At 40.5% G+C, this 12,648-nt stretch carries 15 protein-coding genes; 7 read left to right on the top strand and 8 right to left on the bottom strand.

Features of this window, described 5'->3' with window-relative positions:
• Positions 1-112: 112 nt before the first annotated feature.
• Together JEU79_RS23530 and rpe are read right to left on the bottom strand one after the other, a co-directional pair.
• Positions 113-778 carry a phosphoglycolate phosphatase gene (locus tag JEU79_RS23530; RefSeq protein ID WP_198266383.1) on the bottom strand — a complete coding sequence of 222 codons (666 nt, stop codon included), beginning with the start codon at positions 776-778 and terminating at the stop codon, positions 113-115.
• 51 nt (positions 779-829) lie between these two features.
• Positions 830-1,504 (bottom strand): ribulose-phosphate 3-epimerase, encoded by a 675-nt coding sequence (rpe, locus tag JEU79_RS23525; RefSeq protein ID WP_198266382.1) that lies wholly within the window; start codon positions 1,502-1,504, stop codon positions 830-832.
• A gap of 170 nt (positions 1,505-1,674) precedes the next feature.
• On the opposite strand from rpe, the gene JEU79_RS23520 reads away from it, so the two are divergent.
• The gene (locus JEU79_RS23520) at positions 1,675-2,535 is read left to right on the top strand and encodes a DUF3530 family protein (RefSeq protein ID WP_198266381.1); all 861 of its coding nucleotides are present in this window, start codon (positions 1,675-1,677) and stop codon (positions 2,533-2,535) included.
• A gap of 60 nt (positions 2,536-2,595) precedes the next feature.
• Positions 2,596-3,066 carry a CopD family protein gene (locus JEU79_RS23515; RefSeq protein ID WP_198266380.1) on the top strand — a complete coding sequence of 157 codons (471 nt, stop codon included), beginning with the start codon at positions 2,596-2,598 and terminating at the stop codon, positions 3,064-3,066.
• Between the two features lie 131 nt (positions 3,067-3,197).
• Here JEU79_RS23515 and djlA read toward each other — a convergent pair whose 3' ends face one another.
• Positions 3,198-3,998: a co-chaperone DjlA gene (djlA, locus tag JEU79_RS23510; protein WP_198266379.1), complete on the bottom strand. Its 801-nt coding sequence runs from the start codon at positions 3,996-3,998 to the stop codon at positions 3,198-3,200.
• Positions 3,999-4,142: 144 nt separating this feature from the next.
• Here djlA and JEU79_RS23505 point away from each other — a divergent pair, with 144 nt between their 5' ends.
• A complete protein-coding gene (locus JEU79_RS23505; RefSeq protein ID WP_198266378.1) occupies positions 4,143-4,493 on the top strand; it encodes a histidine triad nucleotide-binding protein in 351 nt (116 codons plus the stop codon).
• Here JEU79_RS23505 and JEU79_RS23500 read toward each other — a convergent pair.
• On the bottom strand, positions 4,490-4,897 hold the full coding sequence (locus tag JEU79_RS23500; RefSeq protein WP_198266377.1) for a secondary thiamine-phosphate synthase enzyme YjbQ: 408 nt from the start codon (positions 4,895-4,897) through the stop codon (positions 4,490-4,492). The genes JEU79_RS23505 and JEU79_RS23500 overlap by 4 nt on opposite strands.
• Positions 4,898-5,219: 322 nt before the next feature.
• Here JEU79_RS23500 and JEU79_RS23495 point away from each other — a divergent pair, with 322 nt between their 5' ends.
• Together JEU79_RS23495 and JEU79_RS23490 are read left to right on the top strand one after the other, a co-directional pair.
• Positions 5,220-5,681 carry an HU family DNA-binding protein gene (locus JEU79_RS23495; RefSeq protein WP_246540712.1) on the top strand — a complete coding sequence of 154 codons (462 nt, stop codon included), beginning with the start codon at positions 5,220-5,222 and terminating at the stop codon, positions 5,679-5,681.
• Positions 5,682-5,886: 205 nt separating this feature from the next.
• Positions 5,887-6,486: a CBS domain-containing protein gene (locus JEU79_RS23490; RefSeq protein ID WP_198266375.1), complete on the top strand. Its 600-nt coding sequence runs from the start codon at positions 5,887-5,889 to the stop codon at positions 6,484-6,486.
• A gap of 18 nt (positions 6,487-6,504) precedes the next feature.
• On the opposite strand, the gene JEU79_RS23485 is transcribed toward JEU79_RS23490, so the two are convergent.
• Entirely contained in the window at positions 6,505-6,855 is a 351-nt protein-coding gene (locus JEU79_RS23485; RefSeq protein WP_198266374.1) for a hypothetical protein, read from the bottom strand.
• Positions 6,856-6,960: 105 nt separating this feature from the next.
• Between JEU79_RS23485 and JEU79_RS23480 the strand changes: the two genes are divergently transcribed.
• Both JEU79_RS23480 and JEU79_RS23475 read left to right on the top strand, forming a co-directional pair.
• Entirely contained in the window at positions 6,961-7,899 is a 939-nt protein-coding gene (locus JEU79_RS23480) for a DnaJ C-terminal domain-containing protein (protein WP_198266373.1), read from the top strand.
• Between the two features lie 233 nt (positions 7,900-8,132).
• Complete coding sequence (locus JEU79_RS23475) at positions 8,133-9,590, top strand: DegQ family serine endoprotease (protein ID WP_246540701.1); 1,458 nt, start codon at positions 8,133-8,135, stop codon at positions 9,588-9,590.
• 43 nt (positions 9,591-9,633) lie between these two features.
• On the opposite strand, the gene JEU79_RS23470 is transcribed toward JEU79_RS23475, so the two are convergent.
• The 3 genes from JEU79_RS23470 to mshL form a co-directional block, all read right to left on the bottom strand.
• Positions 9,634-10,614: a tetratricopeptide repeat protein gene (locus tag JEU79_RS23470; protein ID WP_198266372.1), complete on the bottom strand. Its 981-nt coding sequence runs from the start codon at positions 10,612-10,614 to the stop codon at positions 9,634-9,636.
• Positions 10,611-11,516: an ExeA family protein gene (locus JEU79_RS23465; RefSeq protein ID WP_198266371.1), complete on the bottom strand. Its 906-nt coding sequence runs from the start codon at positions 11,514-11,516 to the stop codon at positions 10,611-10,613. Before JEU79_RS23465 ends, JEU79_RS23470 begins: the two co-directional genes overlap by 4 nt.
• A 17-nt stretch (positions 11,517-11,533) precedes the next feature.
• Positions 11,534-12,648, bottom strand: a 1,115-nt coding sequence (gene mshL / locus JEU79_RS23460) for a pilus (MSHA type) biogenesis protein MshL (protein WP_214660666.1), incomplete at its 5' end; no start/stop codon positions are given.

The raw sequence follows: 12,648 nt of genomic DNA, 5'->3' as shown, positions 1-12,648 counted from the left end.
GACTTTAGTGAATACCGAACAGCTATCCCGTCCGGCTACAAACTATAAATACCATCGCTCTTTCAGTTGTTTTTTATCGAATAATTGCATGTATTTTCTACTGTTAATGATATTATATCAGTGATTTTAACTCAAGCATCGAGTCAATAACAGCATCAGGATTCGATTCACGGATATCAACACCATGGTTATAACCATAGCTCATGCAGATAATCTGAAAACCGGCTGCGCGTGCTGCTTTCACATCACTGATTGAATCACCTAGCATCAAAGAATCTTCAGCTGCAACACCGAGTTTTTCAGCTGAATACAATAATGGCAGCGGATCAGGCTTTTTCTTATCCAGTGAATCACCACTGACAATAGACTCAAAATAGTCAAACAAACCTAAATCTTTTAATAAAGGATGGGTAAAAGCTTCTGCCTTGTTCGTCACACAGCCCAGTTTATAGCCAGCGGCCTGAAGATAGTCAATGCCTTCTTTAACGCCGGGATACAAACAGCTACGCTTAGAGGTGTTTTCCTTGTACAGTTCCATAAAAAGTGGATAAGCCTGTGCAAATAAAGCCTCATCCGGCTCACCATCTAATTGCCCAATCAAGGCACGACGCACCAGACGTTCAACCCCATTGCCCACCCAGTGACGCACTTCGGCTTCACCATGGGGGGGCATATCGACAGCTTTAAGCATTTCATCAACGCAGAAAGCCAAGTCCGGCACACTGTCCACCAGTGTACCGTCCACATCGATTAATACCATTTTTGGCTTTTTAATCATAGTCAAAATATATTACCTAATTTCTTAAGAGCTATTTATTTAGGCGAGGGGCTACTTACCCACTTTCGCCAATTCAGCACGCATTTGATCGATGGTTGCTTTGTAGTCATCGGTATTGAAAATTGCAGAACCTGCAACAAACATATCCGCACCGGCTTCAGCAATTTCAGCAATGTTATTGATTTTAACACCACCATCAATTTCTAAACGAATGTCATAACCACTCTCGTCAATCAGCTTACGCGCTTCACGTAGCTTGTTCAGTGTTTCAGGAATAAAGCTCTGACCGCCAAAACCAGGATTAACTGACATCAATAAAATCACATCAACCTTATCCATCACATGCTTTAATATTGATAAAGGCGTTGCAGGGTTAAACACTAAACCCGATTTACAACCTGATTCACGGATCAGAGACAAACTACGATCGATATGCTCGGACGCTTCAGGGTGAAAAGTAATATAACTCGCACCGGCTTTAGCAAATTCAGGAATAATTTGATCAACGGGCTTGACCATCAAATGAACATCAATTTCTTGTTTAATGCCGTGATTTCTCAGGGCTTCACAAATCATAGGACCAATTGTTAATACTGGCACATAATGGTTGTCCATGACATCAAAGTGGATAACATCAGCTCCGCTGTCCAGAACATTGACGCATTCTTCACCTAAACGGGCGAAATCAGCAGATAAAATAGATGGTGCAATTAAAGACTTTGCCATGACAAATCCTCATTAAATGGTTAAACTAAAACGAAATAAACGGGGAATGCCTGCTAATTAGGGTTCATTTGAAACTCTATTTAGCATCTGTTTTTAGTGCCATAAATGGCTCAACAGAAGCATTTCCAGTTCTACATCAAAAATACAATCAGGTATTTTAAACGATAACTATGATTATTTCGAATTTTTCAGCATTTATTCCGCGATTAGCACCAGCCAAAAAGGAATTTTTATGTCTAATAGGCTTGCTGGTCTTTGTCTCCTTTGATATTCAGGCCATGAATATCGACAGTGAAAAACGTTGGGCAGAGCAATTACGCGATAATATCGTCATTGGCGAACCCTTGGACTTGCCTTTGAACAGTGGGTCGGAAAAAACATTTTTCAGTATTTTTACTCAATATGAAACCAGTAAGCCAAAGGGTGCGATTATCTTGATGCATGGTAGCGGAGCACATCCTGATTGGGGCGATATCATCCACCCTCTAAGAGTCGAGCTACCCGACAAGGGCTGGTCAACTCTCTCTATTCAAATGCCCTTGGAAGATCCGGAACAAAAAGACCCCGCAAGCCGAAAAAAAGTGATTGATGCATCAGTGGCTAGAATAGAAGCCGCCATTCAATATCTTAAAGCTAAGCAATATCAGAAAGTCGTTTTTATTGCCCATAGTTTTGGCACTTTAATGGCGCTTAATTTATTACAACAAAAGCCCGATGCTGCTAATGCCGATAAAACACCCTTGGTCAGTGCTGCGATTATCATTGGCACTCCCTCTTTCGGCACAGAAATACCACATAGTAGCCCCAAAATGATTGAGAAAATAAAAATTCCCCTATTAGATATGTATGGCAGCCTGGATCTTGATTCCGTTATGCGCTCTGCCAAGGCACGTAAAACAGCAGCGAAAAAAATGCATCATAAGCATTCCCGTCAAGTAGAGACGATTGGCGCCAATCACTTTTATAATGGCCTGGATGATGAGTTGGTGAGTTATGTTAACAATTGGTTAAACAAAGTATTTTACCCCTAGCTTATTGGCTATAATAAACCCTAGATATATTTTTATTCCCTGTTTTTTTGAGGTATTTTTATGACTTACTCGCTAGCATTTACTCTGCATTTACTTTCCGCTGTTATTTGGGTGGGTGGAATGTTTTTCGCACACATGATTCTGCGCCCTTCTGCCGTTGAACAATTAGAGCCACCACAGCGTTTACCTCTTTGGGTTGCAGTGTTCGGACGGTTTTTCTTTTGGGTTTGGATTGCCGTAGGGACGATTTTAATCACTGGATACTGGATGATTTTTGATGTCTTTGGTGGTTTAGCGGGTTTAAAAGCACTCTATATACAGACTATGCATGGCATCGGCCTGATCATGACCGCCATTTATGCCTATATCTATTTTGTCCCTTATCAGCAGCTAAAAATAGCCGTAGCCAATAAAGAATATCCTGTCGGCGGTGCCTTGATGAATAAAATTCGCCAACTAGTGACAACCAATCTTATTTTAGGCTTGATTACCATCGCGATTGCCAGTGGTGGGAAATATATTAATTTGTAAGACTGCTGTTAGTATGAAGGCATTATTTTTTACATTCAATGATGTGCTTCGTACCTCATTGGCATCCTAGGTCGAGGTAAATTTCGATATTTGTAGGATGTCGTTAAGGCACGATGCGCATCAACATTCACTTATTTCTTACGCACTTCTTTAACCATTTCATAAGCCGCCTTAATCTGCTGCGTCTTCTCTGTCGCCATCTGTATCATCTCCTCAGGCAAGCCCTTAGAAACCAGTTTATCCGGATGATGCTGGTTCATCAAACGACGATAGGCCTTTTTGACTTCCGCATCACTGGAAGCAGCAGATACACCTAACATTTCGTAGGCTTCTTTGACTAATTCACTATGGCTTTTATTCTCGTCGCCTTGATTATAGTAATAGCGATTGCCGCCTAGGCCCAGATTGGAACGAACCAGAGCACTTAATTGTTCAATATGTCTGTTGGTAAAGCCTAAGCGCTGAGCAACTTTATTAATGATTAATTGCTCAGCCTCATCCATTTTACCATCGGCAAAAGCAGCATGAAGCTGTATTTCCATAAACATTTGCAACAAGGTCGTGCGTCGATGCGCCACTTGTTTAAACTGAAATAACACCCCATCCAGATCAAAATCAGCCTGTTTACCTTGATTAAACAAAGCAATCGCGGCTTTCTTTTGTTCTGCATCCAGCTTCATGTGATCCATGATCTGCTTTGCCATGGCAATTTCGTCTTTCGTGACATGACCATCAGCCTTGGCAATATGACCCATAATGGAAAAAGTAGCCGAGAAAAAAGCCGCCTGAGTTAATTCATTATTATCATCCATGCCTGCCTGTAAAGGCTTATCCACTAATTTGTGGCCAATCACACCACCAATTAATAATCCCAGTGGTCCGCCCATGGTAAAACCCACCGCACCGCCTAAAAACTTACCCCACCAACTCATTTGTTCTTCCTCATATACTGCTTACTCAGCCACAATCAAATCTTACTCAGCCACTATCAAATCATACCAAAAACAAGCCACTTATTGAATTTTATGTTAGCGTATAGGCAAAATATCTTAATCAACGTCAGAGTAATGACCAATATGACTCAATCAAACTGCCTTTTCTGCCAAATTGCCCAGTATAAAATTCCTGCAAAAATAGCCTATGAAGATGAGCACATCATTGCCTTTCATGACATCTCACCACAAGCACCCATTCATATTCTTATTATACCTAAACAACACATTGCAACGATCAATGATTTTAGTGAGCGGGAATCTGACTTGCTCGGTAAAATGATTTTGGTGGCAAAAAAACTAGCTCATGAACTCGGTGTCGCCGATGATGGTTATCGTTTAAATATGAATTGTAACCAACAGGGTGGTCAGACAGTCTTTCATACGCATTTACATTTATTAGCAGGCAGACAATTTGCCTGGCCTCCCGGTTAATTATTGATATGAATAATTATAGTTCTTTGGCCACTATGCTTGCGATGTTCCCATAAATATAAACCTTGCCATGTACCCAGTGCCATTTTATTTTGCATTACGGGTATCGCAATTGATGTTGCCGTAATTGCTGATTTGATATGTGCTGGCATATCGTCTGCGCCTTCAAAGGTATGAGTATAAAGTGGATCGTTTTCTATCACTAAACGGTTTAACCAGTTTTCTAAATCATGTCGGGCAGATGGATCGGCATTTTCCTGAATAATTAAACTGGCGGATGTATGTTGCACAAACACAGTACATAAACCTTCAATGATATTTGCATGATGAATAACGCGATCAATAGACTCTGTTATATTATGCAAACCCTGTCCTGAAACCCCTATTTTTATCGATTCAATCACATTTTTGCCTTTTTTTCATAAATTATTCAATTAAATACACTTTTTTTCATTATTCTGCTACTTTTATTACAATAAAACTATACATCTGTTAGATCAATGATTATGCTTACATCATAGACTGATATTATGTCTGCTTTATTTGAGCCTATACCCTAAGCGTTTTACTTAGATCATAATTAAAGCAATAGTTAGAGCAATAAAAGCCCTTAAATTTATTATCATACTGGAGTCCATCATGGCCGTAAAAAAGAAAGCTGCAAGCAAAAAGAAAGTTGCCATAAAAAAGAAAGCCGTTGCAAAGAAAGCAGTGACTAAAAAAAAGGTGGTTGCTAAAAAATCAGTCGCTAAAAAACCAGTGGCTAAAAAACCAGTGGCTAAGAAGTCTACCACCAAGAAGAAAGCCGTTGCAAAAAAATCAGTAGCCAAGAAATCTATCACTAAAAAAGCAGTCGCTAAAAAAGCAAAAACAACCGCTATTCAAAATAAAATGACCAAGTCTCAAATTCTGACTGAAATAGCAGAAAATACAGACATCAGTAAAAAAGATGTTTCAACAGTACTGGCTGAGTTAGACATGCTGATCGAACGTCATATCAAAAAACGTGCCTGTGGTGAATTCTTACTACCGGGTTTATTAAAAATCGTTACTGTCAAAAAGCCAGCCGTTAAAGCACGTAAAGGTATTAACCCTTTCACGGGTGAAGAAATGATGTTTAAAGCCAAAAAGGCCACTACTGTCGTTAAAGTACGTGCGCTTAAAAAGTTAAAAGAAATGGCTGTTTAGCATTTACTATGGATAGGCCTTCGGCTTATCCATTTCCCTTTCTTACCCCTTCCCCTTCCCTTCTACAATTAAATTTCTTTGATATTTCCCCTTTTTCATTGAATTCCTGAGTATCTTTGTCTACATTTTATTTCAAGGGTGAACTTATTTACTCACACTAAGAGTCTCACACTAAGAACTTCACTCACATAAAGGGAGATGTACGATGCCTACTAACTATCAAGCGCTCGAAATAAAGCCATTACAAGTGGCGGCAACCCTCTGTGAACCCAATTATTATCCTTATGACAGTATCACTCTCGAAGACCCTGCGGGCAAAGCAATGACCGATCTAACGAAGGTCTCTGCAATAACCATATCCCCTGCCTGTAGTTTGGATGAAGTCATTGATCGTATGCAAAAAATGAAGGTTAAGTTATTATTCGTAACTGATGCAAAAGATCGCATTATAGGCCTCATTACTTATAGCGACTTACAAGGTGAAAGACCCATACAGTTTCAGCAAACAAACGGTGTGTCACGCAGTGAAATTTGTGTGCTCGACATTATGACCAGTATAGATTCCATTGACGCGATGGAGTGGAATGCGGTTGAGCGGGCACGGGTGGGTGATATTGTCAGCACCATGAAAAAACTAAATCGCCAACATGCGCTGGTACTTGAGCATCCTGACGAAGATAATTATCGGATTCGAGGTATTTTTTCCACCAGTTTACTCAGTAAACTTCTAGGAATAGAAATTGAAAGTAACGAAATGGCTCAGACTTTTGCAGAATTTGAGCGGATTTTAGCGAGTAAATTATAACTGTGATTTATCCTAATCTCACTTGCTTTCTAGGTGCTTAATAATATCCAGATAACGCTTTTCTTTCTTAGCCCATGAATTCAACATGACAGCTAATAAAATAAGCAAAATGAACACTGCTGAAACCGCCGATGCACCGGTCACAGCCAAAACGGCAATATCGGTGAATTGGCTCATATCGATACCACTGTCTTTTTTTGCCTTCAAAAGACTCAATACCGCCTGTGGATTAACCATTTCAGGTTTTAACCAATACATCAGTCCCCAGGCAACTGCGCTCGAAACACCAACACTCCATGCTGTATAGCCTGACACCTTCTGAAACAGTGAGCGTTTAAAGATAAATTGTTTTTGTGTCTCTGTGAGCATAAAATACCTTCTTTTTTACAATTTAAGCCCCATATTATACCCTAAGCATCTTTAAAGATAACGCCTTATAAACCAAACAACCTATAACCTAATACCTCAAAACTTATGTCAAAAAAAGATTATTACAAAATACTCGATGTCAATCGCAATGCCAGCGATGCTGATATCAAAAAACAATATCGACGTCTGGCCAGAAAATTTCACCCTGATGTCAGTAAGGTAAAGAATTCGGAGGCCAAATTTAAAGAGATCAACGAAGCCTATGATGTGCTTAAAGACAAAACTAAGCGCGATAATTATGATCGCTTCGGTAGTGCCGATGGCAATCCTTTCCAGGGTGGCGGCGGTTTTACTCCTCCTCCCGGTGGTGCAGGCCAAAGCGGCTTTGGTGGTTTCGGACAAGGCAGTTTCAATGACATCTTTGATAATATGTTTACCAATTCAGGGGGTGGACAATTTCATGGTCAGGAAGATACGTTCACTCGCCAACGACGTCCACAGAAAGGGCAAAATCAAAATGTTGTCATTTCCGTTGATTTGGAAGACTCATACCATGGTGCTGAACGGTCTTTAAATGTCCAGATTCCGGGCAGTCATCCTTCGGTAGCAACAGGCACTAAGAAACTCAAAGTAAAAATCCCCAAGGGGATTAAAGAAGGACAAAAAATACGCCTTGGTGGTCAGGGTGGCGCAGGTCAGATTCGTGGTGATTTGTTACTGGAAGTAAAATTTAATCGCCATAAACATTTTACTGTTGATGGAAAAAATATCAGTCTGATACTCCCGATTACCCCTTGGGAAGCCGCATTAGGTACTAAACTATCGATTCCTACCCTAGGAGGTATAGTTGAAATGAAATTGGCAGCTAATACCCCCGGTGGCAAAAAGCTGCGTTTAAAAGGTCGAGGCTTACCGGGTAAAGATGCAGGGGATCAATTTGTTATCTTACAGATTATGACACCTGAAGCTGATAGTGATGAGATGAAAGCACTTTATGAGAAAATGCAAACACTCAGTGAATTTAATCCTCGTGAGGATTTTTAATTGATTGCTGAAGTAAAAAGTGTTGGATACTTCAAATGTAGGATGTGGTGAGGTACGAACCGCATCAATGGTTTTAAATTCATGCTCTTAAACATAAGCTTTGATGCGGTTCGTACCTCACCACATCCTACCCTGTAAAGATGAATTGGCTTATTTAGACGCTCATAAAGGTGCTATTGAACTAAGTTAATAAAATACAGTCACATAAACTACAGTAAATTATAAAAGAAAATTTGGTTAAAAAAGATATGATTCATACAAAGAAAAACATCTTCATTACCGGCTTATCAATCTTCTTGATTAGCCTGATATTACTTAATAACTTACACGCTCTGCCCACTCATGATAGTCAAAATAAAGCCTTGCCGACTCTGGCACCGATGTTGGAAAAAGTGACTCCGGCGGTTGTTAATATCTCCACTAAAGGTCCCTACCTAGGGCAAAATTCCTCTCTTAATCCAGGACATAATCAACTGCCTGAATTTTTTAATGATCCTCTCTTTAAGCGTTTTTTTAAGTTTGACACACCGAAACGCCTGGCACCACAACAACGCCCCCATGCTTTAGGCTCTGGAGTAATCGTGGATGCCCATAAGGGTTATATTTTAACCAATAATCATGTCATTGATAAGGCCAGTGAAATTCTTGTCACTTTAAAAGATGGACGCAAACTCATTGCTGAACTGATTGGTACTGATCCACAAACGGATATTGCACTATTAAAGGTCAAAAGCGATAAATTAACCGCAGTCAAACTATCCAATTCTGAACAATTACGTGTCGGAGACTTTGCCCTGGCAATCGGCCATCCCTTTGGTTTGGATCAAACAGTTACCTCTGGCATTGTCAGTGGCTTGGGTCGCAGTGGTTTAGGCATTGAAGGTTATGAAGACTTTATTCAAACAGATGCCTCGATCAACCCCGGTAATTCTGGTGGCGCATTGGTCAACTTGCACGGTGAATTAATTGGCATTAATACCGCTATTTTTTCTCGCAGTGGCGGTAACATCGGAATCGGCTTTGCTATTCCCGTGAACATGGCTCAGTCGGTTATGAACCAACTGATTAAACATGGTTCAATACAGCGTGGTTTATTAGGTGTTCAGGTGCAGGATCTTACCCCGGAACTTGCCACAGCCTTTGGCGTTAAAATTACTCACGGGGCTATTGTTGCACAGGTTATTCCCAATTCAGCAGCCAGCCATGCCGGGGTCAAGTCCGGTGATATTATTACTGGCGTTAATGGCAGTAGCATTGATAATTCATCAGAGTTGCGTAACTATATTGGTTTAAGACGTCCAGGAGAAATGGCCAATCTAAAGATCTTACGGGGTAAAAAAATTATTCAGATCAAAGCTATTATAGGTGGTGGTGATGACACAACAGCAGCTAACGCACAAAAGCTAGAATCAAAGCCTGCTTTTAGTGGCCAGCAATTGCACCCCTCACTCGATGGCGCTCAGTTTGCTAAAAGCAGCAAACAACAAGCAGGCGTAGAAGTGCTAAAGGTGCTCAAAAACTCCCCTGCCTGGCAGATAGGGCTCAGAAAGGATGATTTAATTATTGCCATTAATCGTATGCCGATTCAGTCATTGCAAGATTTAAAAAAGCTGGCATCCAAGAAAACATCCCGGGCGATTGCGCTCAACATTCATCGGGGAAATTCAGCTTTGTTCATTGTTCTGAGATAGAGTTGTTTTACGATAATTCTAAACGCTTATCGGTAAACACTCTTCAATAAATACGAATTTGCTGGCTAGCATATTGCCTTAGTTCCGAGCTGATATTCTCACTGCGAATAGCTTGCTTAAAGGCTTGCATGGCATTATTTTCTTCACCTGTGCCACGATAAGCCAAAGCGATGCCTATCCATAGCTCACCCTTGTTAACCTGGTCAAAATCAGCCACATCAAGAGCCTTACGATAATAAATGATGGATTCATCATACTGATGCCGACGTTGTTGAAGATTAGCAAGCAAGGAATAATAATTGGCATCCGGTGAAACCGTTGTTATATTTTTTTCCAATATTTTAATGGCGGCACTTTGATCGGCTGCCATGACTTGTCTAGCCTGATGGATCACTTGTTCTCTGGTTTTTTTCTGCGCAACAGATTTCACTCTGACCGAGGGAGGCGACGAGGATATCACTTTAGCATTCATTGCGATATTAGCTGAGACAATACTTTTCTTTTGCACTTTTTTCTTTGTTGGCTCGGACTTTAATATAACTTTAGTTTTCACTGATGGTTGTTTATAGGCAATAGTGATAGCTGTTTTTTGAGCTTTAATTACCGGTAATTCTTTTTCTGTTGCAGTTTCTTCCAATACCTCTTTCGTCTTGTTTTCTGGCACATTTAAACCGGAGTCGGTAAGCCTTATTTGAACGGGTTTAGTCTTAGCCATCGTCTTAAGTATAGGCACAGAAGGTACGGTACGAGAAGAAATGGCACTAGCTTCCACTTCAGTCACTATTTCTGATATTTCAGTGGGTAAGATTTGCAAATTTTTTGCTTGCTGAGTCTCACTCACATTTTTTTCTGACAACAAGAAAAACATGATAATGGCAATAAGTAAAACACCACTGAGGACAATCCAAGATAAATTAAATTGCTTTTTTGCCACAATATTGACTTCATCAATATAATGACTATCTACAGCTTCAGTGGCTTTACGCTGCTCTAAATCGCGCAGCATTTGGTTAATCACACTCATGACAACATCCTATAACCAATTGCCATCGCACCCGCTAAGGCCAGACCACCGGGAATAACACGCTGATAATAATGGCGCTGTTTTTTTTCAATATAGGCATCTTCCGTATCTGCAATCGCCTGTTTCATAATGGCCTTGCTTATTTGCCGCTGTCCTTTCCCGTAACACAGGATAAGCGCCTTATGCACCAGTATATTAATCAGTCTAGGAATACCACGACTATAACGGTACAACAAATTCAGAGCGGATTGATGAAATAATTCACTACTACTAAAGCCGGCCATTACCAATCGATGAGTGATGTAATTGATCATGACGTCTTTATTTAAGCGTTCCAGCTTAAACGAGAAACTCACCCGTTGCCTTAATTGCCTCAGATGGCGCAGGGCTAGTTTTTCATCTAACTCCGGCTGACCAAATAAGACCACCTGTATTAATTTGCTTCGCTCGGTTTCCATATTGGTCAATAATCTTAAAGACTCCAAGGTTTCATCCGGCATTGCCTGCGCCTCATCAATACAAAGAATTACTTTTTTATTCGCATTGTAGTAGGTAATGAGTTTTGCTGTTATCAGTTGGTGTAAAGAATATTCATTGACCCCAACGGCTGATTTAACGCCCAGTTCTTTGGCTAAGGCGAGCAATAATATTTTAGGTGAAATGTTGGGATTAGGAATATAACTCGTGACAATATCACCAGAGACACTATTGAGGAATTTTCGACATAAGAGGGTTTTTCCGGTACCCACTTCACCCGTTATCTTGATAAATCCCTCGCCATTATCCACCGCGACCATCAGGGTTTCCAAAGCATTTTTAAAGGGGCCAGAGTCCAGAAAGAAACGCGTATCCGGTGTCAGGGAAAAAGGTTCTTTATTGAGACTAAAATAATCCAGATACATAGTGTTTCCCAGCCTTATTATGGCTTAAACCAGGTCGAAGGTTCTTTGCTCGATGGACGACCACTGACATCATATTTCTGTAAATTTTTAAAACGCTCATGGGTTTCTTGCAAGGTATCATTGATCACCGCATCAGATTCAAGATAGGTGGCTTTGAGCATGATCACTAATTCTGATTTCACTGCCAATTCACGTTGATGTTTAAAGGCATTACCAATCACCGGTAAATCGCCAAAGAATGGTACGCTGGCATTATCATCGGTTGCTTTAGTACTCATCAACCCGCCAATAATAACCATTTGACCATTCTTAGCACGAATAATACTATCTGATTCTCTAATCGTACTCTTGGCCATCGGCAAAGAAATCGTCACATCTTCGGAAAAAGAAATTTCTCGATTATCTTCAGTCACATTACTGATTGAGGGGTGGATATGCAGCACTATTTCACCATTATCATCAATTTGCGGGGTCACATCTAAAGCCACACCCGAAAAGAATGGCGTGAGTTCCAAATCAGGAATCAAGCTGGCACTACCACCAATATTACTTGAGGCATTACTGGAATTTAAATCCGTTACAAAATAGCGATCAGTACCGACTTTAATAACGGCCTTTTGATTATTCATGGTGGCAATTCTAGGACTGGATAGCACTTGCACATTGCCCTGAGTGCCAAGTAATTCAATCATTGCCTTAAAATCATTCAAATCTAAGGCTAGGGCAAATACACCACCAAAGGGTCCACTGAGTTCACTACCGAGGGTTTGAAAATTACCTTTTTTTACATTCGTGTCCAGTGCTATACTGCTGGCAATAGTATTAATGCCAACCTGTCCACCAGTAATTGTTTTCCCCGAGCCAGGCTTACCCAGTGCAGCCCAACTAATACCTGCCTGAAAACCATCAGAAAGTTCCACTTCAACAATTTTCGCTTCTAATAACACTTGTCTTCCAACAATCATTTGAGTTGCTTCTAAAAACTCCTGTACGCGAGCCAATTCATCCGGCATTGCCTTGACTAGCACCACACCTGTTTGCGGATTGACAACAATATCTCTCCCATCATCTGTACCAATAATCGTTCTTAATGACGTTCTTAGTTCTGACCAGAGATCCACCTTGAACTGAT

This window comes from sulfur-oxidizing endosymbiont of Gigantopelta aegis, assembly GCF_016097415.1.
Classification (GTDB): domain Bacteria; phylum Pseudomonadota; class Gammaproteobacteria; order GRL18; family GRL18; genus GRL18.
This window is presented reverse-complemented; position numbering and strand designations above follow the sequence as displayed.